Origin of the sequence: Halorientalis sp. IM1011 (assembly GCF_001989615.1) — an archaeon.
Classification (GTDB): domain Archaea; phylum Halobacteriota; class Halobacteria; order Halobacteriales; family Haloarculaceae; genus Halorientalis.
Genome location: NZ_CP019067.1, coordinates 1,736,196 through 1,760,820 on the forward strand (window position 1 = coordinate 1,736,196; position 24,625 = coordinate 1,760,820).

At 67.6% G+C, this 24,625-nt stretch carries 28 protein-coding genes; 13 read left to right on the forward strand and 15 right to left on the reverse strand.

The window, feature by feature from the left end; translation table 11 throughout:
• Window positions 1-59 precede the first annotated feature (59 nt).
• On the forward strand, window positions 60-575 hold the full coding sequence (locus BV210_RS08765; protein ID WP_077206269.1) for a hypothetical protein: 516 nt from the start codon (window positions 60-62) through the stop codon (window positions 573-575).
• On the opposite strand, the gene BV210_RS08770 is transcribed toward BV210_RS08765, so the two are convergent.
• From BV210_RS08770 to BV210_RS08780, 3 genes are all read right to left on the reverse strand, one after another.
• Window positions 572-1,594, reverse strand: a complete 1,023-nt coding sequence (locus BV210_RS08770) for an A24 family peptidase (protein WP_077208020.1) — start codon at window positions 1,592-1,594, stop codon at window positions 572-574. The genes BV210_RS08765 and BV210_RS08770 overlap by 4 nt on opposite strands.
• An 83-nt stretch (window positions 1,595-1,677) precedes the next feature.
• The gene (gene fer / locus BV210_RS08775; RefSeq protein WP_077206271.1) at window positions 1,678-2,067 is read right to left on the reverse strand and encodes a ferredoxin Fer; all 390 of its coding nucleotides are present in this window, start codon (window positions 2,065-2,067) and stop codon (window positions 1,678-1,680) included.
• A 90-nt stretch (window positions 2,068-2,157) separates the two neighbouring features.
• Window positions 2,158-3,369, reverse strand: a complete 1,212-nt coding sequence (locus BV210_RS08780) for an inorganic phosphate transporter (protein WP_077206272.1) — start codon at window positions 3,367-3,369, stop codon at window positions 2,158-2,160.
• 118 nt (window positions 3,370-3,487) lie between these two features.
• Here BV210_RS08780 and hisA point away from each other — a divergent pair, with 118 nt between their 5' ends.
• Complete coding sequence (hisA, locus tag BV210_RS08785) at window positions 3,488-4,210, forward strand: 1-(5-phosphoribosyl)-5-[(5-phosphoribosylamino)methylideneamino]imidazole-4-carboxamide isomerase (protein ID WP_077206273.1); 723 nt, start codon at window positions 3,488-3,490, stop codon at window positions 4,208-4,210.
• Here the strand turns inward: hisA and BV210_RS08790 are convergent, their stop codons facing one another.
• Complete coding sequence (locus tag BV210_RS08790; protein WP_077206274.1) at window positions 4,211-5,050, reverse strand: rhodanese-like domain-containing protein; 840 nt, start codon at window positions 5,048-5,050, stop codon at window positions 4,211-4,213.
• Window positions 5,051-5,103: 53 nt separating this feature from the next.
• Entirely contained in the window at window positions 5,104-5,289 is a 186-nt protein-coding gene (locus BV210_RS08795; protein WP_077206276.1) for a hypothetical protein, read from the reverse strand.
• A gap of 93 nt (window positions 5,290-5,382) precedes the next feature.
• On the opposite strand from BV210_RS08795, the gene hisB reads away from it, so the two are divergent.
• The 4 genes from hisB to BV210_RS08815 all read left to right on the forward strand — a co-directional run bounded on the left by hisB (window position 5,383) and on the right by BV210_RS08815 (window position 8,282).
• Window positions 5,383-5,970: an imidazoleglycerol-phosphate dehydratase HisB gene (hisB, locus tag BV210_RS08800; RefSeq protein WP_077206277.1), complete on the forward strand. Its 588-nt coding sequence runs from the start codon at window positions 5,383-5,385 to the stop codon at window positions 5,968-5,970.
• 6 nt (window positions 5,971-5,976) lie between these two features.
• A complete protein-coding gene (locus BV210_RS08805; RefSeq protein WP_077206279.1) occupies window positions 5,977-6,156 on the forward strand; it encodes a hypothetical protein in 180 nt (59 codons plus the stop codon).
• A gap of 170 nt (window positions 6,157-6,326) precedes the next feature.
• Window positions 6,327-6,830, forward strand: coding sequence for an amino acid-binding protein (locus tag BV210_RS08810; RefSeq protein ID WP_077206280.1), 504 nt, complete (start codon window positions 6,327-6,329; stop codon window positions 6,828-6,830).
• Window positions 6,831-6,899: 69 nt separating this feature from the next.
• Window positions 6,900-8,282, forward strand: a complete 1,383-nt coding sequence (locus BV210_RS08815) for a PAS domain S-box protein (protein ID WP_077206281.1) — start codon at window positions 6,900-6,902, stop codon at window positions 8,280-8,282.
• 20 nt (window positions 8,283-8,302) lie between these two features.
• Here the strand turns inward: BV210_RS08815 and BV210_RS08820 are convergent, their stop codons facing one another.
• The gene (locus tag BV210_RS08820; protein ID WP_077206283.1) at window positions 8,303-9,679 is read right to left on the reverse strand and encodes an ATPase domain-containing protein; all 1,377 of its coding nucleotides are present in this window, start codon (window positions 9,677-9,679) and stop codon (window positions 8,303-8,305) included.
• Between the two features lie 99 nt (window positions 9,680-9,778).
• On the opposite strand from BV210_RS08820, the gene BV210_RS08825 reads away from it, so the two are divergent.
• A complete protein-coding gene (locus tag BV210_RS08825; protein ID WP_077206284.1) occupies window positions 9,779-10,381 on the forward strand; it encodes a YigZ family protein in 603 nt (200 codons plus the stop codon).
• Window positions 10,382-10,489: 108 nt separating this feature from the next.
• Here the strand turns inward: BV210_RS08825 and upp are convergent, their stop codons facing one another.
• Complete coding sequence (upp, locus tag BV210_RS08830) at window positions 10,490-11,164, reverse strand: uracil phosphoribosyltransferase (protein WP_077206285.1); 675 nt, start codon at window positions 11,162-11,164, stop codon at window positions 10,490-10,492.
• 79 nt (window positions 11,165-11,243) lie between these two features.
• Window positions 11,244-11,930, reverse strand: a complete 687-nt coding sequence (locus BV210_RS08835; protein ID WP_077206287.1) for a type 1 glutamine amidotransferase domain-containing protein — start codon at window positions 11,928-11,930, stop codon at window positions 11,244-11,246.
• A gap of 102 nt (window positions 11,931-12,032) precedes the next feature.
• On the opposite strand from BV210_RS08835, the gene BV210_RS08840 reads away from it, so the two are divergent.
• Window positions 12,033-12,758 (forward strand): DUF5828 family protein, encoded by a 726-nt coding sequence (locus tag BV210_RS08840; protein WP_077206289.1) that lies wholly within the window; start codon window positions 12,033-12,035, stop codon window positions 12,756-12,758.
• Window positions 12,759-12,887: 129 nt separating this feature from the next.
• Window positions 12,888-15,056, forward strand: coding sequence for a catalase/peroxidase HPI (gene katG / locus BV210_RS08845; protein WP_077206291.1), 2,169 nt, complete (start codon window positions 12,888-12,890; stop codon window positions 15,054-15,056).
• 97 nt (window positions 15,057-15,153) lie between these two features.
• On the opposite strand, the gene BV210_RS08850 is transcribed toward katG, so the two are convergent.
• The 5 genes from BV210_RS08850 to BV210_RS19830 all read right to left on the reverse strand — a co-directional run bounded on the left by BV210_RS08850 (window position 15,154) and on the right by BV210_RS19830 (window position 18,830).
• On the reverse strand, window positions 15,154-16,155 hold the full coding sequence (locus tag BV210_RS08850; protein WP_077206292.1) for a hypothetical protein: 1,002 nt from the start codon (window positions 16,153-16,155) through the stop codon (window positions 15,154-15,156).
• Between the two features lie 158 nt (window positions 16,156-16,313).
• Window positions 16,314-17,069, reverse strand: coding sequence for a ZIP family metal transporter (locus BV210_RS08855; protein ID WP_077206294.1), 756 nt, complete (start codon window positions 17,067-17,069; stop codon window positions 16,314-16,316).
• Window positions 17,069-17,554 carry a DUF6789 family protein gene (locus BV210_RS08860; protein WP_077206295.1) on the reverse strand — a complete coding sequence of 162 codons (486 nt, stop codon included), beginning with the start codon at window positions 17,552-17,554 and terminating at the stop codon, window positions 17,069-17,071. The genes BV210_RS08855 and BV210_RS08860 overlap by 1 nt, the downstream gene beginning before the upstream one ends.
• Window positions 17,555-17,643: 89 nt before the next feature.
• The gene (gene cysK / locus BV210_RS08865) at window positions 17,644-18,606 is read right to left on the reverse strand and encodes a cysteine synthase A (RefSeq protein ID WP_077206297.1); all 963 of its coding nucleotides are present in this window, start codon (window positions 18,604-18,606) and stop codon (window positions 17,644-17,646) included.
• Between the two features lie 80 nt (window positions 18,607-18,686).
• Window positions 18,687-18,830, reverse strand: a complete 144-nt coding sequence (locus tag BV210_RS19830; RefSeq protein ID WP_157525935.1) for a hypothetical protein — start codon at window positions 18,828-18,830, stop codon at window positions 18,687-18,689.
• Window positions 18,831-18,959: 129 nt separating this feature from the next.
• Here BV210_RS19830 and BV210_RS08870 point away from each other — a divergent pair, with 129 nt between their 5' ends.
• A complete protein-coding gene (locus BV210_RS08870; RefSeq protein WP_077206298.1) occupies window positions 18,960-20,144 on the forward strand; it encodes an inorganic phosphate transporter in 1,185 nt (394 codons plus the stop codon).
• Between the two features lie 24 nt (window positions 20,145-20,168).
• Here BV210_RS08870 and BV210_RS08875 read toward each other — a convergent pair whose 3' ends face one another.
• Window positions 20,169-21,896, reverse strand: a complete 1,728-nt coding sequence (locus BV210_RS08875) for a histidine kinase N-terminal 7TM domain-containing protein (protein ID WP_084802604.1) — start codon at window positions 21,894-21,896, stop codon at window positions 20,169-20,171.
• Window positions 21,897-21,960: 64 nt separating this feature from the next.
• Window positions 21,961-23,292: a hemolysin family protein gene (locus BV210_RS08880; protein WP_253741659.1), complete on the reverse strand. Its 1,332-nt coding sequence runs from the start codon at window positions 23,290-23,292 to the stop codon at window positions 21,961-21,963.
• 238 nt (window positions 23,293-23,530) lie between these two features.
• Here BV210_RS08880 and BV210_RS08885 point away from each other — a divergent pair, with 238 nt between their 5' ends.
• The 3 genes from BV210_RS08885 to BV210_RS19835 all read left to right on the forward strand — a co-directional run bounded on the left by BV210_RS08885 (window position 23,531) and on the right by BV210_RS19835 (window position 24,600).
• Window positions 23,531-23,812: a glutathione S-transferase N-terminal domain-containing protein gene (locus BV210_RS08885; RefSeq protein ID WP_077206301.1), complete on the forward strand. Its 282-nt coding sequence runs from the start codon at window positions 23,531-23,533 to the stop codon at window positions 23,810-23,812.
• Between the two features lie 5 nt (window positions 23,813-23,817).
• Entirely contained in the window at window positions 23,818-24,351 is a 534-nt protein-coding gene (locus BV210_RS08890) for a redoxin domain-containing protein (RefSeq protein ID WP_077208021.1), read from the forward strand.
• 93 nt (window positions 24,352-24,444) lie between these two features.
• Window positions 24,445-24,600, forward strand: a complete 156-nt coding sequence (locus tag BV210_RS19835) for a rubrerythrin-like domain-containing protein (RefSeq protein ID WP_157525937.1) — start codon at window positions 24,445-24,447, stop codon at window positions 24,598-24,600.
• Window positions 24,601-24,625: the final 25 nt, after the last annotated feature.

A 24,625-nucleotide genomic window follows, 5' to 3' on the forward strand; every position in this document is an offset into this window, starting at 1 on the left:
TCTCAGAAACTGTAATCGGGTGTGAGGATTGAAGCCGCTGTGGGGCCGAGCCTGTTTCGATGGAGCGCCGGAAGTTTCTGCAGCGTGCGGTGACCGGAGCGGCGGTCGGGACCGTCGGCTGTCTCGGGAGCGGCGGCGAGGTCGTCGTGACGGTCAGTCGGGACGTGTCGGTCGAACCCGGCACGGGCTGGATCCGGGAGATCCCCGACGTGTCCGACCCCGGGGGTTCGATCTCGTATATCTCCCGATCGAAGGCGCCCTTCGACGTGTACTTTTTCACGAGCAGGAAACAGATGCGGCGGTACGACGTCTACACGAGCGGTGAGGTCCCCGAGAAACTGCCGAGTGGCGACCAGGACATCGGCCGCACGGCCACCGAGACCGCAAGCGGGGACTTCAAGGCGAGTTCGAAAAACGACGGGGGTCGGCAGTCGATCGACGAGAGCGGGCCCTACTACTTCGTCCTCGATCACTCCGACTACCCGGCTGCCGGCGGCGCTCGCCCGTCCGAGATGCCGGACCGGCGGTCGATCTACCTCGATCTGACCGTCACGAAACAGCGGTTCGGGCTCTAGAAGACGCCCAGTCCCTCGATCACCGCGTACAGCACGTCACCGTAGGTCAGCCCCAGCAGGAGACCCAGGAACATCGGGACGAGGAAGGGGATGCCGGGCGTGATCCACACCTCGTCGTCGCTCGAAAGCACCGTGAGCCCCTCCCGCAACTGCTCGGGCGTGGTCCCGTACGCGCTGCCCTCGATCTCCTCGAAGAACCGCTCCGCGCCCCAGGGGTCGGCGATCCCCTCTTCGTCAGGTGTGCCCGCCTCGTCGCTATCACGTGACTCCACCACGGACTCGTCGGTCGGCGTCCCCCCGTCGGTCACCGCGATCGCGCCGTCACCGGGCGGGTTCGTCGCCGCCGGGATGCTCGACGGGTCGCGGTACTCGTCTGGGGCGGCCCGCAGTTCGTCGAGGCTCGCACCCCGCCAGGCGAGGTACATCCGGAGGGCGTCCAGGTCGAGGCCGCGCCGGGTGAACCCGTCGGGCGTCTGGAGCAGGCGGCCGTACTCCTCGTCGAGTCGGTCGGTCTGGACCGGTCGTCCGATGACCATCGCCTTGGCGACGTGGCCCCCCGCTGCGTTGCGCAGGGTCAGCGCCACGGGGTAGAACAGGCCGACGACGACCGTGTTCGAGAGGATCGTCATCGCGAACACGCCCAGTGTCGGGACGACGACCGGCAGGGCGAAGTCGGGAAACAGGTACGTCGGGAACGTGGGAAAGAGGACCGCGAGCGTGATCAGCGCCTTGGCGTCGGCCCCGCCGAAGCCGCCGATCCACCAGAAGCCGTAGGCGAGCGGGATCACGAACCCGAGGCTGATCGTCACCCGCAGGAAGTAGGCCCGCTGGTTCACGTAGCCCACCGTCGTCCCGGTCCAGACCTGCCAGGCCTCGACGGCGAGCGCGAGCACTGCGACCCCGAGCAGGGGGAGCCACGTCCGGTTGGGGACGCGGCGGGTCTCGATGTCCCGCCAGGCGGCCCAGCCAAGCGCCGGCACGGCCACCAGGCGCAGCAGGTCCGGGATCGACGCCGTCACGATATCGGTCGCTACCACACCCGGCCCCAGCGACGGCTAGGGCAAAGCGTTTGCGCACGACTCGAAACGGAGAAGGGCCGCGTTTAGATGACGCGGTTCTGCAGGTAGTCGAGGTGTTTCGCGTTGTAAACGATGCGGACCTCGTCGGCGTCGGGGCTGCCGATGCAGGTCAGTCGGACGTTCTTGTCTTCGACCTCCTCGTCGGAGAGGATCTGCTGCATGTCCATGTCGATCTCGCCTTCGACGACGATGGCGGCGCAGTTGGCACACGCGCCGGCGCGACAGGAGAAGGGCCAGTCGTAGCCCTGGGCCTCGGCGGCCTCGAGGATGTACTCGCCCTCGTTGACATCGAGGGATCCGTAGTCCTCGTCGTCGAGGTCGGCCTCTGCGGCCTTGTCGAACGTCTCGTTGTCGTACATGTCCCAACCGTGATCGTCCAGTACTTCGTAATTTAGGTACTCTACCGTGGGCATCACCACGCTGGTTCGGCCCCCTGACTGTTAGATGTTGCTGTTTTCGGGTCCCCCAGTGAACAATTATGCCCGATCTTTCCGGCCAGATGGTCAGAACACGGGAACGAACCGGAAGAGGAGATACGACGCGACCGTCGCGATGGCCGGCACGACGTTCTGGAGCAGGATTACCCGGGCGGTCGTCGCCGGCTCGAACAGGTCCGACGCCTTCGGCAGGTCCTCGGGCTCTTCCTCGCCGATGGCCTTCCGGTCGGTCTCCTCGGGCGTGCCGCCCTCCCCGCCGACCGTCGGCGCGTCGTCGGCGTCGGCCGCCAGCGCGCCCGGCGTGGCGGCCGCCTGATCACCCCCGCCCCGGACCGCGTCGCCGATCGTCGCCGTCCGGGTCGCCCGGCCCCAGCCGAGCCCGACGATGCTCATCGTCGCGATGATGACGAAACTGGCCGGCACGCCCAGCGCCGACAGCATCGTCACCAGCGTGGAACTGACGACGGCCACGACCAGCGCCGCCAGGATCGGCAGGTCCGTCAGGTCGTTCCCGATAGTGTCCATCGTCCGCCGGGCGATGGTGAACGCACCCAGTCCGATGGCCGCCCCGCCCAGCAGGACGCCGTTGTAGAGCCCGAGCGATCCGCTGCCGACCAGCGGCGCGACCGCGTTGGCGACGTTCGAGGCCCCCGCCGAGAAGGCCATGTAACAGCCGATGGCGACGACCGACACCGTCCCGAGGAACTCCCGGCGGGTCGTCTTCGGTCCCAGCGCCGGCCGCGGGAGCGTCCCGGACCGATCGAGCACGAGCAGGGCACCCTGAGACTGGGAGATGGCGAACCACTCGACCAGCCGCGGGTAGAAGTACCGGCCGATGACGGCACAGACCCAGAACGCGAGGACGGGGGCGAACAGCCACCAGGAGACGATCTCGCCCATCTCGGCCCAGTTGAGGTTCCCCTGGGCCAGCCCGAGTCCGGCGATCGCGCCGACCGCCGTCATCGACGTGGAGGCCGGCACGCCGACCACGTTCGAGAGGAACAGGGCGAACCCGATGAAAAACAGGACGGCGATCGAGGTCACCAGCGTGAACGCGCTCCCGGGAACGATCTGTCCGCCGAGGGTCTCGACGACCTCCGTCCCGACGGTGACCCCGCCCAGCAGCGCGAACACCGTCATCAGCCCCGCCGCACCGATCTTCGAGACCGTCCCCGCGCCGACCGCGGGGCCGAACGCGACGCCCGTCGAGGACCCTCCGATGTTGAACCCGACGAACACCGCCACGAGGAGTCCGATCGCGAGGAGGGCCGACACCATATTCCGCAGTCCGAACGCGTGCGATTAAACGATGGCGCTTTGGGTGATGCCTGCACCAGCGGTGTCGCTGCCGCCCGCGACCGACACGCTTTCCGCGCTCGCCCGCGGAGGCTCCGACATGTTCCCCGAGTTCGAGGTCGTCCCCGCCGTCGACATGCAGGACGGGCAGGTCGTCCAGCTCGTCGGCGGCGAGCGCGGCACCGGCACCGAGTACGGCGACCCCGTCGAGGCCGCCCGCCGCTGGGTCGACGCCGGTGCGTCCACGCTCCACCTCGTCGACCTCGACGGCGCGTTCGAGGGCGAACGCGAGAACGCCCCCGCCGTCGACGCCATCCTCGACGACGTGGACGTGGACGTACAGCTGGGCGGCGGGATCCGCACCGTCGCCGACGCCACCGACCTCTTGGAGCGCGGCGTCGACCGCGTCATTCTGGGTACCGCGGCCGTCGAAAATCCCGAGATCGTCGCGGAGATCAGCGACGAGCATCCGGGGAGCGTGACGGTCAGCCTCGACGCCAAGGACGGCGAGGTCGTCGTCTCGGGCTGGACCGAGGGCACCGGACTGGACCCCGCTGAGGCCGCGACCCGCTACGAGGAGTTGGGAGCCGGCGCGATCCTCTTTACCGACGTGGACGTGGAGGGGCAACTCGAAGGCGTACGGACCGATCCGGTTCGGCGGGTCGTCGAGGCCGTCGACATCCCGGTGATCGCCAGCGGCGGCGTGGCGACCATCGAGGACGTGCAGGCGCTCGAAGCGGCCGGCGCGAGCGCCGTCGTCGTCGGCAGTGCCCTCTACGAGGGGCAGTTCACGCTGGAAGAAGCGATGGCCGCAATCGAGTAGTCAGGCCTGCCTGCCGCCGCCGACCAGTCCTTGCGCGGTGACCCCGCCGCTCGTCAACTCGCCGAGCGACGCGGTCAGGTCGTAGGCGGGCGTCTCGACGGTGATATCTGTACTGTCGGTGACCCGCGAGAAGTGGAGGACGAGTTCGTAGGAGCCGTCCCCGCGGATCGGAGTGGCCTCCTCCTGCCGGCCGTTCGCGGTCCGGGCCCACGCGAGCGACCCGGCGTGGCTCGGATCCGTCTTCCCCTCGATCACGTAGGACTGGTAGGCCGACGGGTGGAAGTCGGGGTTCCGGCCGGCGATGGGGTACGAGCGGGCGCTCCACTCCCAGAACCCCTCGTCGATGGCGTACACCTCCTCGTAGCCGTTCGCGAGCAGGTCGCCGGCCCGGGCGGTCGAGAGGTGGTGTGGACACCCGCAGTAACAGATGATCCGGTCGCCTTCCGCCCACTCGGTCACGGGGTCGTTCCGCCGCCCGCTGGCCGGGCTCAGGACGGCCCCCGATATGTGAGAGCGCTCGTACTGCTCGGGCCCGCGCGCGTCGACGAACCGCGCCTCGCGGCGGCGGAACCAGTCGTACGCGACGCCCACCGGAACCAGCGGCATCTCGACGCCCTGATCGTAGCTCAGCGTCTCGAACGACGACGGATCGATCTCGGGTGCCGGCGGTGTCTCGTCGATCACCGACGGATCGGGATAGCCGTCCACCTCCGTCGGTGTCCCTGCCGGCGTCTCGGTTTCAGTGGGTTCGCCGGTCGGCGTCCCGTCGGACGATCCCCCGATACAACCTGCCAGTCCGGTGGCGGCCCCCACCACCCCCAGAAATCGACGGCGATCCATGCGAGTATCCGCGGTCCGAGACGACAAAACGATGACGACTGTCGCGACCCCGATCAGGTCCGGCCACGCCGACCGCCGGACCGGTCGACGCGCCGCCCTGCCCCGGAGAAACGTGGGGCAGCGAGCAGATACGCCCCGGCCACGAACAGGGCCACTGCGACGGGCAGCGTCGGCCCGGCACCGACGAACAGCAGTCCCGTGGCCGCCACGAGCACGCCCAGCGCGTCGCGTTTGTGCATACTCGTGTGAATGACAGTCATACACAAATAGTTCAGTCAGACGCGCGTCGTCGCCGCGGGACTTACTTAAGGCCGGCCCGCGACGGTCGGGGTATGAGCGACCGGACGGCGGCGGTGACCCGCGAGACCGCCGAGACGGAGATCGAGGTGACGCTCGACCTGGACGGCGACGGCGAGTCGACGGTCGACACCGGGATCGGCTTCTTCGACCACATGCTGGAATCGCTGGCCAAGCACGGCCTGTTCGACGTCACAGTGGACTGCGACGGCGATCTGGAGATCGACGACCACCACACCGTCGAGGACGTGGCGATCACGCTCGGCCAGGCGTTCGAGGAGGCACTCGGTGACAAGCGCGGCATCCGCCGCTACGCCGACCGGACGGTCCCACTCGACGAGGCAGTCGCCGAAGTCGTCGTCGACGTGTCGGGCCGCCCGTTCTTCCAGTTCGAGGGCGCGTTCGCCCAGGAACAGGTCGGCGAGTTCACCAGCCACATGGGCAAGCACTTCCTGCGCTCGCTGGCCACGAACGCCGGGCTGACCCTCCATGCCTCGGTCGAGGGTGAGAACGCCCACCACCAGGTCGAGGCGCTGTTCAAGGCGCTGGCCCGGGCGCTGGACGACGCGACACGCATCGACGAGCGCCGCAGCGACACGCCGAGTACGAAAGGCGAACTGTAGGACGCGATGGCGGACGACTTCGGGTATCTCGCCGTTGACACCACGGATATGGACTTGAGCGAGTTCTCTCCCGAGGAGGCTCGCCGCCACCGTATCCGTCAGATCGTCCGTCAGGACATGGAAGCCCACGAGGAGATTTACGACGACCTCGCACGGGAGTACCATTCCAAACCCACCGACTTTTGACTGCGCTGGACGACGCGACCCGGATCGACGAGCGCCGGACGGGAGGCCGAGCGGTGCGAGGCCTCCAAATGCGAGCGGTGAACGAAGTGAGCCGCGAGCAGCGACACGCCGAGTACGAAAGGCGAGTTGTAGCCAGCACGCCTAAGCCCGTCGGCGTGTCAGAGTTCGCCATGTTCGCAGAAATTATGGAGAAATTCGAGGGGAGTCCCTCCCAGCAGCGGGTCATCAGGCTGCTCCTCGAACGCGGCTTCTCTGTCAACGACGACGGGCGGGTGGTCTCCGGGGGGATCGAGATCCCCAACACCGGGATCGCCCGGGAGATCGACGTGGACCGGCGGGTGGTCGACTCGACGACCGACGCCATCCTCGCGGACGAACAGCTCCGGCGGATCTTCCAGAACATCTCCCAGATCCCCAGTCTGATGGACCTCGCACCGGTGCTCGACCTGCACGTCCTCACGGTCGACGTCTACGACACCGAACAGCCCGGCATCGTCGCCGAGGTCGCGGGCATGATCGCCGAGGAGGACATCTCGATGCGCCAGACGGTCTCGGAGGATCCGGAGTTCGCCGTCGACCCCAGACTCTACATCGTCACCGAGGATCCGCTCCCGGGCGACCTGCTCAACGCGATCCGGGAGCTGGACTACGTCCGGAAGATCGAGTTGCAGTGACGGGCTGAGCGCCGCTGAACCGTCGAATCGGCAACAATTACTTTGAGGGTGCCTGCGCAAAGCGAGGGTATGGCGTCCGACGCCGAGGCGTTGCTCGACCTCGCGCAGGACAAGATCGTCGTCCTCGACGAGGACGGGGTGTTCGAGTACGCCAACGCGGCGGTCGACCGACTCCTCGGGTACGCGCCGGCGGAGCTGGTCGGGACCAGTGTATTCGAACACGTCCACCCCGACGACGAGGCGGGGGTCAGGGAGTGTTTCGCCCGGGTCGTCGAGGCGGACGACGATCTGGCCGAACAGTCCACCTACCGGTTCCGTCACGCCGACGGCTCGTGGGTGTGGCTCGAGAGTCGCGTCTCGAACGCCCGCTGTCCGGAGATCGACGGCTACGTCGTCACCTCACGGGACGTGACCGAGCGCAAGCGACTGGCCGACAGACGCCGCGAGTCCGAGCGCCGTCTCCGACAGCTCACCGAGAACACGAGCGACGCCCTCTGGATGTACACGAGCGACTGGGAGGAGTTACTGTTCGTCAACTCCGCTTTCGAGGACATCTGGGGGATCCCGACCGACGACCTCCGTGCGGACCCGACGAAGTTCATGGAGGCCGTCCACCCGGCGGACCGCGAGACGATCAGACGCAACATGAAACGCCTCTCGGCCGGCGACTCGGTCGAACTGGAGTGTCGGGTCAACGACGAGCGGGACTTCCAGCGCTGGGTGTGGATCCAGGCGACGCCCGTGATCGTCGACGGCGACGTCACCCGGATCGTGGGGTTCACCCGCGATATCACCGACCGACGGCGACGGACCAAACAGATGCGGGTCCTCGACAGGCAGTTGCGCCACAACCTCCGCAACGACATGAACGTCGTCATCGGCCGCACGGAGGCCGCACGCGAGGACGACGACGTGGCGACACACCTCGACAGCATCGATCGCACGGCCAGGCAGGTCGTCGACGACGCGGAGAAACAGCGTGCAATCATCAACGTCCTCGAACAGGGTGTCGTGTCCGAACCCGTCGACCTGGCCGCGACTGTCCGGGAGACGGTCGAGAACGTCGCCGCCGCCTACCCGGACGCGACCGTCGAGTGCGACCTCCCCGAGTCGGTCACGGTGTCCGCGGTCCCACAGGTCGTCTGGGGCGTCCGTGAACTCGTCGAGAACGCCGTCGAGCACGCGACGGACCCGGCACCCACGGTGACCGTCTCGCTCACCGTGGCCGACGACACCGCCGAACTCACGGTGACGGACGAGGCCCCACCGATCCCCGAGCGTGAGTACGCCAGCCTCACCGAGGACTACGAGGACGACGCGCTCCTCCACAGCAGCGGCCTCGGGCTCTGGCTCGCGTACTGGATCGCCGACCTCTCGGACGGACGACTCACCTTCGAGACCCACGACGACGGCAACGTCGTGACGATGCACCTCCCGATTCACGACGACTAGCGAGCGCGACCGGCGACACCTCACCGCAACTGGACGTACGGCGACGATTCGAGCGGTTCGACGACGCGCGTGTGCCCCGGCGTCCCCGCCGGCGATTTCGGCACCGACAGATACTGGAGTTCGTCGCTGCCCCGCCAGGTGCGCATCACCTGGTCGGCGACGCCCGCGAAGAAGGAGGTGAGCCGGTCGCCGGCCACAGAACGGTCGGCCGTCAGGACGAGCGTGAGGTCGTACTCGCCGTGCATCACGTTGCCGTCGGCCCAGTAGTAGAGCTGCCGTGACTCGTTCTCGGTGACGAGGTGGGCCATCGCGGCGTGTTCGATGATCGCGACGGCCTCCTCGACCCGGCCGCCGAGTTCCGCCACCAGCGTCCGGAACGCCTCCTGGATGCTGCCCTCCTCCTCCTGTAAGACCACGCTGTCTGTGTCGAGGCCGGCGACGGCCGGTTCACCCGGGCTCCGGCTGATCGGGTCGATCAGGTACAGCAGGTTCCGGTCCATCAGCTCGGTCACCGGGCCGACCGTCTCCGAGAGCAGGTCGTCCACCCGGTTGACCAGCGTCCCCGGCGCGGTCACGAGGACGACCGGCGCGTCCTGTTCGACGGCGCGGGCGGCCAATGCCGCAGTGAACGGCCAGTGGTCGGCCGTCTCGTCGTGTTCGAGGAGGGTCGTGCCGTTGCGGACGAACCCGCCGGTCAACTCGTCCAGCGTCGGGATGCCGGTCCGGAACGGGTCCTCGTGGGTCGCCCACTCCCGGGCGGCCACCGTGACGCCGTCGTCGTCGTGGTGGAGCGCGTGCCGGCGCGTGTCGTGGTCCCGACCCCGGAGTTTCTCGACCCGGCAGAACGACCGGGCGTCCCCTTCGATCTCCTCGCGCCAGCAGTCGACGACGCCGTGGCTCAGTCGGGCGACCGACGCCGGCTCGTCGTCCGTGGCGGTCAACACCGCCGTCGTCCCGTGCTCGTCGAGGCGTTCGAGCAGGTGAAAGCGGCCGTGCCGGCCCCGCTCGCGGTCTGGCGCGAGATCGACCAGCCCGCCGGCTCCGTCGACGACCAGGCGGTCCCAGTCGTCGCCCGAGAGCCGCTCGATCAGCGACCCGAAGGGAATCGTCTCGGCTCCCTCGTCGGTGACGAAGCGGACGCCGCCGCCGCTCTCGTCCCGGTGGATCGCCGCGGCCGTGACGCCCGCTGCGGGGTCGAGCGACGACCGCGCCACCGAGAGCGGTTCGTCGGTGGTCACGTAGAGGCAGTCCTCGTCGGCGGCCCCCGCGTCGAGAAACCCGATCGCCAGCCGGCTCTTCCCCACGCCCGACGGCCCGCGCACGAGGAGCGTCCGCCCCTCGGGCACGCCCCCGTCGAGCATCTCGTCGAGCATCGCGTCCCCGGTCGACAGTGACATACTACCGACAGGGTGCCCGAGTGACAAATAAGGTCGGCACGGCTCGACACCGGGAACGACGGCGTAACGGGTTTGACCGCCCCCCTCCAATTCCGGCCAGTGACCGACAGCTACCGGACCCTCGCCGGGCGCGGGCAGGACGCCTTCGAGATCAGGGGTTCAGAGTTCATCGGCCACGCCGCCCCCGCCCGCGACGTCGAGGCCGCCGAAGCCTTCGTCGCGGAGATCCGGGAGGCGTACGCCGACGCGACCCACAACGTCCCGGCCTACCGCGTCCGGACCGACCCGCTCACGGAGTGGAGTTCCGACGACGCCGAACCCTCCGGGTCGGCCGGCAAACCCGCGCTGAACGTCCTCCAGGGCGAGGAGCTAGAGAACGTCGTCGCCGTCGTCACCCGCTACTACGGCGGGACGAAACTCGGCGTCGGCGGCCTGGCGCGGGCCTACTCGCAGGGGGTCAAGATCGCCATCGAGGACGCCGGGATCGTCGAGCGCCGCCCCCACGAGTCGGTCTCGATCACCGTCGAATACGACGACTCCGGTACCGTTCGGGGGATCCTCGAATCCGAGGGCGTCGAGTTCGACGCCGACTACGAAGCCGACGTGTCCTTCGACGTGCGCGTCCCGGTCGAAGACGCCGACGGCCTCCGGGATCGCATCCGGAGTGCGACCAGCGGGCGGGCCGTCATCGAAGATAGATAACCCTTCGAATCGGTGTTCGGGTGCAGATCACAAGTCGGTGCAGTCCGGTGGTTCTCCAGGTGAAGCGAGGGGGTTTCGATATGGGGACGAATCACACGGCCTGACCTGTCAGGTCGTCCGGAACGCGCGGTCGCCGGCGTCGCCGAGGCCGGGGACGATGAAGCCGTCGTCGTCGAGGTGGTCGTCGATGCTGACCGTCAGGAGGTCGACTTCGGGGAACGCCTCGGTGACGCGGGTGACGCCGGCGGGGGCGCTGACCGCCGAGAGGACGAACAGGTTCTCGGGGTCGCCCGCGGCCGTGACCCGTTCCAGCACGGCGGTCATGGTCGACCCGGTCGCCAGCATCGGGTCCGCGACGATGACCGTGTCGTCCTCGGTGATCTCGGGCATCTTCTCGTAGTCCACGTCGATAGGGAACTGCCCGTCATCGTCCATGCCGGCGCTCTCGTCGCGGCCGGCGCTGATGACCCCCTGTTTCGCGTGCGGGAAGGCCTTCAGGAGCCCCTCGACGAACGGCGTCGCCGCGCGGAGGACGTTGATGATCACCACGTCGTCGAGACCGGTGACGCGCTCGCCCATCGTGTCGGTCAGCGGCGTCTCGATCTCGACGTACTCGGTGTCCATCGCGCCGTCGATGATATCGTAGCCACAGATCCGGCCGAGTTTCACCAGTCCCTTGCGGAAGGCGACCTGTTCGGTCTCGACGCTACGCAGGTCCGAGAGCGTGTGCTTCGCCAGCGCGTGCGTGACGAGATACGCGTCGCCGCGTTGCTCGATAGCCATACCAGCCTGTCACCGTCGGTCGCATAAAATCGGACGGATCGTGACCGCCGACCCGTCGGCGGCCCTGGACGACCCGTCGTCAGTGGTCGATTCCCAGCTCGTCCAGTAGCGTCACCGCGGCCGCGTGCGAGGAGGGCGGCCCCCGCGCGGTCACGAGGTCGCCGTCGACGGTGACCGACGTGTCCTCGCCGAGGTCGGCGTCCCAGTTCCCGCCGGCCGCGCGCACCTCGTCCTCGACCCAGTAGGGGAGCTTTCGCCCGTCGGGCATGTTGTCGTTCTCGTCGACGATGTCCTCTTCCCAGGCGTTGGGGAAGCCGGTCACGTCGCGGCCCTCGACGAGGAATCCGCCGTCGGAATCGCGGGTGAAGGCCATGATGCCGGCGGCGTGACAGACGACCAGCGCCTTGCTGTCGCCGTCCTCGACGGCCGTCCGGAGCGCCGCGCGGGCGTGGCGGTCCTGGTTCACGTCCCAGGCGGTGCCGTGGCCACCGGGGAACACGACCGCGTCGTACGCGCTCGCGTCGACCTGCGCGAGCGGCGTCGGGTCGGCCAGTCGCTCGTCGGTCTCGTGGACCTCGCGGACGCGCTCTGCGGTCTCCTCGCCGACCTCTTCGGGGTCGACCGAGCGCTCGTCGATCACCGGTTGGCTCCCGCTCGGCGTGGCGACCTCGATGTCGACGCCGGCGTCGGTGAGCATCGTGAGCGGTTCGATACATTCCTCGCCCCAGTAGCCCTCTTCGCTGACGACGAACAGTGCGGATGTCATAGCGAGAGCCCTATGGGATCCAGTCGGAAAAACCCGCCACAGTACGCCGGGTCTGCCGGGGGGAAAAGGTATATTGCGTCACCCCATACGTGCGGGGAACCGATGGAAGAGAGTGTTTCGGGGTTCAAGCAACGCGGCCGCTGGGTCGACGTGGTGGAACACGGTGAACGCATTACGCGCGCGCTCACGGACCTCGCAGAAGACCCCGACGTCGACGCCGTCGACGAGGACGCACTGGCCGACTTCGACGACTGGCGGCCCAAAACCGACGAACGCCTCGACGACCACGTCAACGAGAAGACCGCCGAACAGGCCAGCGTCGACGAGGGCGAGGGCGAGAAGGCCGGCCAGGATCCCGACGAGGACCTCCAGAAGGCCGGCGAGAAGCTCAGCGAGTCCTACGAGAAACTCGACGACGACCCCGACGAGGCCGTCGACAAGTGGGGCGAGTCGATCGACTACGTGGCCCGCGCGGCCGACTCGGCCGGCCGGAAGGCCCTCCGGGCCGTCGAGGGAGCCGTCTACAAGAAGGTGATGACCCAGATCGCCCCCTACTACTTCGACAACGAACTCGTCTCGGCGAACCTCCAGCGGGTCGGCCGTGGCGAGGCCCCCGAGTACGTCTTCGAGGTCAACGTCAACGACGACGACCTCAAAATTCGGGTGTCGAACAAACTCGCCGACTACGAGTCCTCCGTCGACCGCTGGCACGTCGACACGCCCAAAGACACAGACACTGTCGAAGCCGTCGAGGGCGTCGAACCCCCCGAACCGGGCGACGATCTGGTCGCCGAGTCCAACGAACCCGCGCCCGACGACGAGGGGTGACGACCTCCGCTGGGGACGCGGTTCTTTGCTTCCGAACAAACCCTTTTCGCAAACGAGAAAGGAAGAACACGGTTCGCAACCAATAGCTTTGTATTCGCAGAACACCACTGTCCGTTGTAGACTACATCCATGACAGAGAAAACGCCGTTCCCCGCGGGGAACAGGTCCCCAGAGGGCTGGTGGCCGGATCTGCTCGACCTGTCGCCGCTCACCCAAAACGGTCGCGATGCCGGGCCGTTGGGCGAGGACTTCGACTACGCCGAGGAGTTCCAGAAACTCGACTTCGAGGCCGTCAAAGACGACATCGAGGACGTGATGACGACGTCCCAGGAGTGGTGGCCGGCCGACTACGGCCACTACGGGCCGCTTTTCATCCGGATGGCCTGGCACAGCGCCGGGACCTACCGCACGACCGACGGTCGCGGTGGCGCGTCCGGCGGTACCCAGCGATTCGAGCCGCTCGGTAGCTGGCCCGACAACGCCAACCTCGACAAGGCCCGGCGCGTGCTCTGGCCGGTCAAACAGAAGTACGGCCGCAAGCTCTCGTGGGCGGACCTGATCGTCCTGGCCGGGAACGTCGCCCTGGAGTCGATGGGCTTCGATACGTACGGCTTCGCCGGCGGACGCGAAGACGAGTTCGAGCCCGACCAGGCAGCCGACTGGGGTCCCGAAGAAGAGATGGAGACCTGGGACCGGTTCGACGAGGACGACGACCTCGAAGACCACCTCGGTGCCACCGTGATGGGCCTCATCTACGTGAACCCCGAAGGGCCGGAGGGCGAGCCCGATCCGGAGTGGTCGGCCGAACGCATCCGCGAGTCGTTCAGCCGCATGGCGATGAACGACGAGGAGACGGCCGCGCTCATCGCCGGCGGCCACACGTTCGGGAAGGTCCACGGCGCGGACGACCCCGACGAATACGTCGGTCCCGAGCCCGCCGACGCGCCCATCGAGAACATGGGACTGGGCTGGGAGAGCGACTACGGCTCCGGTGACGGTGACGACACGATCACCAGCGGTATCGAGGGCCCCTGGAACAGCACGCCGACGATGTGGGACACCTCCTACCTCGACAACCTCCTGAACCACGAGTGGGAACCCCACAAGGGCCCCGGCGGTGCCTGGCAGTGGCGACCCGTCGACGAGGACGCGATCGAGGACGCGCCGGCCGCCCACGACCCCGAGGGCGAGCAGACGCCGATGATGCTGACGACCGACGTCGCCCTCAAGAAAGACCCCGACTACCGGGAGATCATCGAGGAGTTCCAGAACGACCCCCGAACGTTCCTCGAGGCCTTCTCCAAAGCGTGGTACAAGCTCCTCCACCGCGACATGGGCCCGCCCGAGCGGTACTACGGCCCCGAAGTGCCCGACGAGACGATGATCTGGCAGGACCCCCTCCCGGACCGGGACTTCGAGCCCGTCGGCGAGGACGCCGCCGAACAGCTCAAGGACGAACTCCTGAACTCCGAGCTGACGACCCAGCAACTCGTCAAGACCGCCTGGGCGTCCGCCGCGACCTACCGCGACAGCGACAAGCGCGGCGGGGCCAACGGCGCTCGCATCCGACTCGAACCCCAGCGGAGCTGGGACGTCAACGAGCCCGAGGAACTCGAGACGGTCCTCGAGACTCTCGAGGAGATCAAAGCCGAGTTCAACGACTCGCGCTCGGACGGGACGGCCGTCTCGCTCGCCGACCTGATCGTCCTCGGCGGGAACGCGGCCATCGAGCAGGCGGCCAGCGAGGCCGGCTACGACGTGGACGTGCCCTTCGAGCCCGGTCGCGTCGACGCCGAGGCGGAGTGGACCGACGAGGAGTCCTTCGAGGCGCTCGAACTCGAGGCCGACGGCTTCCGGAACTACGTCGGCGGCGAGCACGACCGGAAACTCGAGGAGATCCTGGTCGACAGGGCCGACCTGCTCGACCTGACGCCCGAGGAAATGACGGTCCTGGTCGGCGGGATGCGCACGCTGGGTGCGACCTACGGCGAGTCGGACCGCGGCGTCCTCACCGACGACCCGGAGACCCTCGACAACGACTTCTTCACGAACCTGCTCGACATGGACTACGAGTGGGAGCAGGCCGACGAGGCAGCACAGGTCTACGAGGGCTTCGACCGCGAGACGGGCGACGTCGAGTGGGAAGCGACCCGCTTCGACCTGATATTCGGGTCGAACTCCCGGCTTCGGGCCATCGCGGAAGTGTACGCGTCCGAGGACGGCGAGGAAGAGTTCGTCCAGGACTTCGTCGACGCCTGGCACAAGGTCATGACGCTGGACCGCTTCGACCTGGAGTAATCACCACGGATCTGGTCCCACCGGACTCCCCGACGCCGGCCGGTGGCCCGGGCGACCCCGTACTCACTGCGCCCCTCTCACGAGGCCGTCGCCGGGATCAGTCGCTCTCGATCGACTTCTCTGGTGGGATGAACGTCCCGATCGACACCGTGTACAGCGACACCGTGGCCACCCGCAACAGGGACGCGACGAGCACGGCGAGGGGAGCGAGGATGATCCCGGTCGCGAGCACCATCACGACGGGGAACAAGGACGGATCGATCGGCGGCGGCTGATTCGGTGAGGTGGTGTAGACGGCCGAGAGGAAGTACGTCACCACCACGGCGGGGACGCCGGTGTAAATCAGGTGGCGCGACAGCATGGCCAGTTCCTGCTGGAGCGTGACCGTCTTGAAGAACTGCCGAATCGTCGCGACGGCTTTCAGAAGCGTCTGTACGTCGTCGAGCGCTTCGGTCGCCTCGTCGGAGAGCGTCTCGCTGTACTTGTTCTCGAAAGCACGGGTCGTGTCCATGTGATCGGCGTAGTCGGTCCCGAGGGTGAGCAACAGGACCTCGAAGGTATCCCCGAGGTCGTCCGCCGCGGCCAGTCGGTCGGCGTAGGTGGAGACGGCGTCGGCGTAGTCGTCGACGTCCTCCGCATCCGCCAGTGAGACTGCGGTCTCCGTCGCCTCACGTCGGATATCTTCGACGCGGCGACCCAGCGTGTCCCCGAGGAGGCCGAGGAACGCGCTGGGATCGTTCGGGCTCGCGGGCACACCGGATACGGCCTCGACGGTGCGCCGGTATTCGAGCGTCCCCGACAACTGGTCCGAGAGCGACCCCGCGGATCCGAACAGCCGCGAGAGGATGAGCTGGTTGATCGACAGCGCGACCGTCAGTAAGGTCAACAGGCCGGACAACATGCCGCTCGAGAGCGCCGACGCGAAGTTGCTTCCGGGGCCGACGTAGACGAGGCCGAACCCGACCAGAAGCGCTGCGAGGGCGACGAACAGCAGCGAGAAGACACTCGCGACGACCAGACGATCGCCGGTGATGTAGAGCCATCGGGTCAGCGGATTCCCGACGTCACTGGTGACCGTCTCCCCTCGTGATTCGGGCACGGTCCAGACCTTTACCCGCGAGCCGAATAAACGCCCTCCTAAGGCAGCTTACCCGTCAGGAAGATGACCTGACTGCGGAGTGAGCTACCGCCGGCGCGGCACGGTGGCGGTCGAGCGGTGGGTACAGTCGCTGGCTCTCGTTTCGACTCGCGCCCGTCTCATCCACCGTGCCGGAGCAGTCTGACACCGAACATTAGCCCGATGCCGGCGAGAAAGATCGAGAAGTGCAGGATCGAGCGGTGGACGTCTCGCTCGTCTTTGATCTCCGGAATCAGATCGGAGCTGGCGATATAGACGAAGTTGCCCGCCGCGAACGAGAGGAGCACGGCCGGGACGCCGCCGCCGAGTCCGGCCAGCAGGTAGCCGACGACACCGCCGAGGACGACCGTGCTCTGTGTGAGGTAGTTGTACGCGAGCGCCCGGCGGCGGCCGAACCCGCCGTAGACGAGAACGCCGAAGTCGCCGATCTCCTGTGGAATCTCGTGGAGCGCGATGGCCAGGGTCGTCGTCACACCGAGATGAGTGCTCACCAGGAACCCGCCGGCGACGACGAGACCGTCGATGAAGTTGTGGAGCGCGTCCGCGATCAAAACGAGGTAGGTGACCGGTTCGTGTTCGTGGGTCGCGCCGTGGTGGTGGTGCCAGTGGACGAACTGCTCCAGCACGTAGAAGAGACAGAACCCGCCGAGGAGCGCGAGGAAGAGCTCGAAGGTGTCCTCGGCGGCCGTGACGGCGATGGCCTGGGGGAGGAGATGCAGGAACGCACCCCCGAGGAGCGCGCCGGCCGCCAGTGCGACGAGGACGAGCAAGAGCCGGTCGAGCAGGTCGTCGCTGCAAAACAGTGTGAGGACACCGATCCAGGCGGTGAGGCTGACGGCGACCGTGGCCGTGACGATCTGCCAGATCGTCTCCATCAGTCCGTTTCGGGACTCAGGAACGTCCGGTGGCCGGCGAGGCGGTCGTAGACGCTCCCGAGAACGACGCCATACACCAGGTACGCCAGGAACGTCAGTCCGAGCAGTTCCAGTTTGAGCAGGTCGAGTCGGCCGCCGGGAGCGACCCCGAACAGGATCGTCGCGGTGTACCCGATCCACAGGATCAGCCCGAAGAGCCCGCCGTGAACCGCGCCCGACTCGCCGGGAAGCCCCCACGTGAACCCGCCGAACAACAGCGGCCACGCCAGTCCGAACAGCGCGAACAGCAGCAGGAACGTCACTGCCAGCGCGCCCGGACTCTCGACCGCACAGAACGGCGGCCCGCCGACGGCACACGGCAACGCGAACGTCGCGAACAGATGGAGTTCGGTGCCGCCAAGCAGCGTGTCAGCACCGAGCAGAAAGAGGAGCAACGCCGCCGTGGCCACGACGCCGCCGCCGAGACTGCTTTTGACTGGCTCCATGCCTCCCCGTTCCACGTTTCCGGAAATAAAACGGAGCGGCGGATTCGCCGACAGAACAGCGCCGGAACAGATCACACGTCGAACCGATCTCAGGACCCGTCGCCGGCCGCGAACAGCCCGGTCGAGAGGTACCGCTCGCCCGTGTCCGGCAGGATCACGACGGTCACCTCGTCGGGGTAGTCCCGGGCCACCTCGAAGCCCGCAGCGGCGGCCGCGCCGCTGGAGATTCCGACCAGCAGTCCCGCCTCCCGGGCCAGTCGGCGGGCGGTCGCTTTCGCGTCGCCCTCGTGAATCGTCCGCACCTCGTCGATCACGTCCGGATCGAGGGTGTCGGGGACGAAACTCGGACCGATGCCCTGGATGCCGTGTGACCCGCCTTCGCCTTTCGAGAGGATGGGTGACCCGGCCGGTTCGACCGCGACCGAGCGCAGCGACGCCCCGCGGTCGCCCTCGATGTGTTTCGAGACGCCCGTGATGGTGCCGCCGGTACCGACGCCGGCGACGACGGCGTCGACCGCGCCGTCGGTGGCCGCCCAGATCTCCGGGCCCGTCGTCTCGCGGTGGGCGCGGGGGTTGGCGTCGTTCTCGAACTGCCGGGGGACGAAGGCGTCGTCGGCCTCGGCCTGCAGTTCCTCGGCGCGATCGATCGCGCCACCCATGCCACCGTCGGCGGGCGTGAGTTCCAGCGTCGCGCCCAGCGCCGAGAGCAACTGGCGGCGCTCCTCGCTCATCGACTCGGGCATGGTCAGCGTCAGGTCGTACCCCTTCGCGGCACAGACGAAAGCGAGACCGATCCCGGTGTTGCCACTCGTGGCCTCGATCACGTGGGTGCCGTCGTCGACCAGCTCCTCGCGCTCGGCCTGCTCGACCATCTCGCGAGCGATCCGGTCTTTGACCGAGAAGGGGTTGGCCGCCTCGACTTTGGCGTAACAGTTCGGCGCGAACGAAGAGAGATCTACCAGGGGCGTCTCGCCAACCAGCTCGGTCGCCGAATCGGCGGCGTCGATCCCGGCTGTGCTCCGCTCGTCGTCGTCCAGTGTCGTCTCACTCATGGTCTTCGGACGGGTCTCCCGAGAGGTACGCCGCGTGCGTGCCTCAATCGCGGGCCAACATAGTGCGGGGAACGACCCCCTCACCACTCCCGCTCGATGGAGAACCCGCCACAGTCCGCACAGACCTGTCGCTGGGCCTCGTACCGCTGCCCGCAGCGCTGACACTCGTACTCCCCGTGCTCTCGGGTGAACCGCCGGAGTCGATCCAGTACCACTGTCCCCACCTACGACCCACTGTCCACGCCATCGAGTATAATAATTTGGCAACTACTGTGAAACAAACCGACACTAATCCGCACTGACAGCGGGATGGCGGCAGGTTATTAGGTGTGCCGGCTGTAGCCGTCGACCGAATGGTCGCTGGAGGGACGCTCGCGACGTTTCTGGTCGCCGGAGCGGCGAGTCTGTTCATGGCCTGGGCCATCGGCGCGGGCTCGTCGGGCTCTACGCCCTTCGCCCCGGCGGTCGGAGCGAACGCCATCTCGGTCATGCGCGCCGGCTTCTTCGTCGGCCTGCTCGGACTGGCCGGAGCCGTCCTCCAGGGTGCGAACGTCACGGAAGCGGTCGGCCGGGAGCTCATCCTGAACGTCACGCTCTCGCCGACCGCCGCCGTCGTCGCGCTCATCACCGCCGCGGTGCTGGTCGCGATCGGCGTGTTCGCCGGCTACCCCATCGCCACGGCCTTCACCGTCACCGGGGCGGTCGTCGGCGTCGGGCTGGCGCTGGGCGGCGACCCCGCCTGGGCCAAATACCAGGAGATCGTCGCGCTGTGGGTCGCCACCCCCTTCCTCGGCGGCGGCATCGCCTACGGGACCGCCCGGACGCTCCGGAACGAGCGGGTCCCCGAGTCGGTCGCCGTCCCCCTCCTGGCCGGCGTCGTCGGCGCGATCCTCGCGAACGTCCGCTTCGTCGTCCTCGGGCCGCCCGGCGAGGCCGCGTCGCTCACCGGCGTCGCCGCCACTGCCCTCCCCGAGTACCCGTCGCTCCTCGTCGCCGTCGGCGTGACGCTCGCGGCCGCGGCACTGGTCGCCGTCGTCCTCTGGTGGGACCTCCGCGAAGACCCCGAGGCCGGCCAGCGCCACTTCCTGCTCGCGCTGGGCGGCCTCGTCGCGTTCTCGGCCGGCGGGAGTCAGGTCGGCCTGGCGCTGGGCCCCCTGCTCCCGCTGCTCGACCCCTTCGAGATCCCGCTCGTCGCGGTTTTGCTGGGCGGCGGTCTCGGGCTCCTGATCGGGTCCTGGACCGGCGCGCCCCGGATGATCAAGGCGCTCAGCCAGGACTACTCGGCGCTGGGGCCGCGCCGCTCCATCGCCGCGCTCATCCCTTCCTTCGCCATCGCCCAGACCGCCGTCTTCTTCGGCATCCCCGTCTCGTTCAACGAGATCATCGTCAGCGCCATCATCGGCAGCGGGTTCGCCGCCGGTGGGAGCGGCGTAAGTGGCTCGAAGATGGGCTACACCGTCCTCGCGTGGATCGGCTCGCTCGTCCTCGCCTTCGCGGCGGGCTACGGCGTGTTCGCCGCCGTCTCGGCGGTCGTGTGACGATCGCGACTTCTCGGTGCCCCGTCAGTGGGCCATCTCACGGGGGTCCGTCACGTCCTCGCCCCGGACGGTCGCAGCCTGCACGGTGACCGTGGCGGTCGTCCCGCGGTCGGTCACCGCGAAATCGAGGTCGCCGTCGGATTTCGTCACGATCCAGTTGACCAGCCAGAGGCCCGCCCCGTTGCTGTGTTCGAGGGCGGTCTCCGTGAGCCGGTCGAGGACGGTAATCTCGTTGTCGGGGATGCCCGGCCCGTCGTCGGCGACGGTGATCTCGACCGTCTCATCGGCTTGCGCCACCGTGATCTCGACGTTCGGCGTCCCCTCGTTGTGAACGACGGCGTTCTCGACGAGGTTTCGCACGGCGACCTCGAGATCCTCGTGGGCGCTGACCCAGGCTTCGGCCGGGCCGCTCGTCTCGATCGACGCCGACGGGTACTGCTCGCGCATCTCCGCCGCGATGCTGTCGACGAGCGTCCGGGCCTCGACCGTCAGCAGGTAGCTATCGGCCTCGATGATGCGCATGATGCGGCGCGCCTTCTCGCTCGTCTCGATGAGTTCGTCGCTCCGGTCGCGGATCGTCTCGGCGAACTCGGTCATCCGGCCGTCGCTCCGCCGGGCGATCTCCTGGGCGTTTCCCCTGATAACCGTGAGTTCGTTCCTGAGGTTGTGTCGCACGATGCGGTTGTAGACCTGCCTGTGGCGGTCGAGTTCCTGCTCGCGGCGCTTCAGCGCGCTCACGTCTCGTAGCACGATCACCGTCCCGGTTCGGTGCCCGCGCTCGACGATGGGCGTCGTCGTCGCCGAGAAGTGCCTGACGGTTCCGTCGTCGAGGATCTGCACGTCCGTCGTCCGCTCCTCGCAATCGCGGTAGTGTTCGAGGAGCCCGGGATAGTCGGCGAACACGACCGAGACGGGCTTCCGGATAGGGTCCGAGGCGAGCAGGGACCGTGCGGCGGGGTTCGCGTCGACGATCCGTCCCTCGACGTCGGCCGTCAGCACCGCATCCGGCATCGTTTCGACGGCCGTCTGCCGGCCGACGGGCACCAGCTCGAACAGGTCGTGACGGAACAGCGCCAGCCCCCAGACGGCGCTCCCGACCAGGAATCCCACCGGCGTGACGTCGACGTACGGCGGAAACGGCCACGGGCCGAAGTACTTGAGGAAGAAATCGAACGTGCCGAGCGTGCCGACCAGCCACCCGAGAAACAGCAGCGTCACTTGCCGCCGGTGAAACCCGCTCGAACCAGGCAGTTCACGGAACAACACCACCGCGGCACCGATACTCAGCGTCAGGACGTAGACGACGTGGATCGGATACCACGGCCCGAGTCCGAACTGGCGGAATCCCGACGCCGTCACGACCGTCCCGCTCGTGTACACCAGGTGGTGCCAGGGACTGGTCACGGCGAGTGCGACCGTACAGGTGGGGATCACGAGCGCCGCCGCGACCGGCTTCGACCACAGTCCGATCCGGCGTCGGCGGTCGAACTCCGCGACCAGCAACGCCCAGCCGAGGATCGTCACGTTCGCGGCCGTGAGTTGCCCGACCGCCGACCCGAACTGGAGCCACGGGTCGCCGACCAGCGCGCGAAGGCCGGTCGCCAGCGACCAGCAGCCGATGCCGACGACCGCCACGACGAACCCCCGCACCCCCGGCTTGCCCCTGTACCTGCTCGCGACGGCGATCAGTCCGAACGCCGGAATCGCGACGCTCGCGAGCCCCACGCCGACCACGTCCGCAGCCCCAGCCATCGTGTCTCGATAGGTGTCTCTCCATTGATGAGTGGTGGGTGGATATCGAGCGCAGAAACGGCGGTCACTCGGGCTGTGTCTCGGGCTGGGTTTCGCCGTCGGCCTCGTCGAACTCGGGTTCGTCCGGTTCGTGCTTGCGGGTGACACGGGCTTTCATGATCCGGGTGTTCTCGACCTGCTCGACCCGGATCTCGACGCCGTCGTACTCGATCTGTTCGCCCTCCTCGACGAGGCGGCCGGCGAGGTTGAAGATGAAGCCCGCGATGGTCTCGAACTCCTCGCCCTCCGGGATGTCGATGTCGAGGGCCTCGTTGACCTCCTCGATGTTGACCTCCCCTTTGACGATAGCGGTGTCGTCGCCGACGAACTCGATGGGTTCCTCCTCCTCGCCTTCGAGGATCTCGCCGACGATCTCCTCGGTGAGGTCCTCCATCGTCACGAGACCCTCGGTGGTCCCGAACTCGTCGATGACCACGACCATGTGCAGGCGGTTCTCGCGCATCTCGGCCAGCAACTCGTCGACGTTTTTCGACTCGGGGACGTGCAGGGTCGGCTCGATCAGGTCCTCGAGTTCGAGGTCCTCGTCGTCGGCCCCGCCGTAGTTCGTGTCCCGGACCAGATCGCGGATGTGGACGACGCCGATGACGTTGTCGAGGCTCCCCTCGTAGACCGGGAGGCGGGCGTGTCCCGACTGGACACACTGCTCCATCGCTTCCTCGACGGTCGCGTCCTTCGAGATACCGTCGACGTCCAGCCGCGGCGTCATCACCTCCTTGGCGATGGTGTTGTTGAACCGGAGGGTGCGCTGGAGCATCTCCCGCTCTTCCTCGTCCAGCACGCCCTCGCGCTCGCCGGTCTCGATGATGTCGCGGATCTCCTCGCGGGTGACGTAGGAGGTCTCGATTGCGGTCTGGCCGCCGGTGATGCGGTTGACCTGCTGAGTCAGGAAGTCGAAGACGACGATCAGCGGCCACAGCACCCGTTCGGCGGCCTTCAGCGGGCGGGAAATTCGCAGCGCCCACGATTCGGTGTTCTCGACGGCGTAGCTCTTGGGGGCGCTCTCCCCGAACAGCAGGACCAGCGCGGTGATCCCGAACGTCGAGATGGCGACGGCGACGCCCTGATCGAAGTAGATCGCCAGCAACCCGGTCGTGATCGAGGTCATCGCGATGTTGACCAGGTTGTTCCCGACGAGGATCGTCACGAGCAGGCGGTGCGGGTCCGCCTTGAGGTTCTTGAGCGTCTTCGCGCCGGGGACGCCGTCCTCGACCAGCGCGTCGACGCGGTGGGCCGCCAGTGAGAACATGGCGATCTCCGAGGAGGAGAAAAACGCCGACAGCACGAGCAGGATGAAGACGACGGCGACACCGACGCCGGTGATGAGACTGTCGGTCATCTGTACACCCAGTACCTGCGTCGCGACGGGTACAGGTGCGACCAGCGGCGCGACAGCCGAGGCTGCGCCCATTACCGCCTGACTTTGCCGTGGGCGGGATTAAGACTTGTCATCGCCGTAATGCGCGTCCCGTGGCGGCTTCGACCCCTGTCACCTCCGGTTTCGGCCGACTCCGCTCGTGTGCTCCCCGCGCGGACGCCCGAAGGGCTTACCCGGTCCTCGCCCCAATACGCCCTCGATGAGCGACCCACAGATCACACTCTATCGGCTGCAGGCGTGTCCCTTCTGTGAACGCGTCGTCCGCAAACTCGACGAGTACGACCTCGACTACCGGTCGCGGTTCGTCGAGCCGATGCACTCGGACCGTGACGTGGTCAAACGCATCTCGGGCAAGCGAACCGTGCCGGCCATCGTCGACGACGAAACCGGCATCACGATGTCGGAGAGCGCCAACATCGTCGACTACCTCGACCGTACCTACGGCAACGCCGACGCCGACCGAGCCCGAGGTGAGGCCTGATGGTCATGGGACTGGACTTCGAGGTCGTCGACCTCCCGCCCGCCGACCACCCCGAGGAAGGCGAGCAGGCCCCCGACTTCGAACGCCCGCTGGTCAACGCCGAATACTGGGAGGATGCGGCTCTCTCCGACCTGACCGAGGACGGACCCGTCCTCCTGCTCTTTCACACCATGGACGGCGCGTTCCCGACGACCTACCTGTGGAACGAGGTTCGGGATCGGGGCTGGGGCGAGCGCGACGAAGACGGCAACCTCCAGGTGGTCGGCCTGTCGATCTCCTCGCCATACGAACACAAGACGACCATCGACGACCGCGACATCGAGGACACCGACTACCGCCTGTTCTCGGACCCGCAGAACGGCGTGGCCGAGCGGTACGACATCGCCCACGACCTTGACGGGATGGCCGGCGTCAGCGAACCCAGGCCCGCGGTCTTCCTGCTCGACGCCGAGCGCGTGATCCAGTACGCTTGGGTCGCCGAGGAGTGGCCCCAGTTCCCCGACTACGACGAGATCGAAGCCGCGATCGACGACCTCTGACTCGGCCTGGGTTGAAAACGTTCAGATTCTCCTCCTTTCATCGACCGATTGTCGACCGAACGGTTATACTGGTAGAGATGGACGAGATTTACCATGCCAACGCCGACGGATCCGGCCCCCTGCGGGGACGGCGAGGATCTCTACGAGTGTCGGGACTGCGGGGCACGCCGCTGGACCGAAGACCGGCTCACCTCGTGTCCGGACTGCGACGGTCGCGTGGAGAACCTCACGAAACCCCGGCCCGAGTGAGCGTCGAACGCGGCGTTTTTCCCCG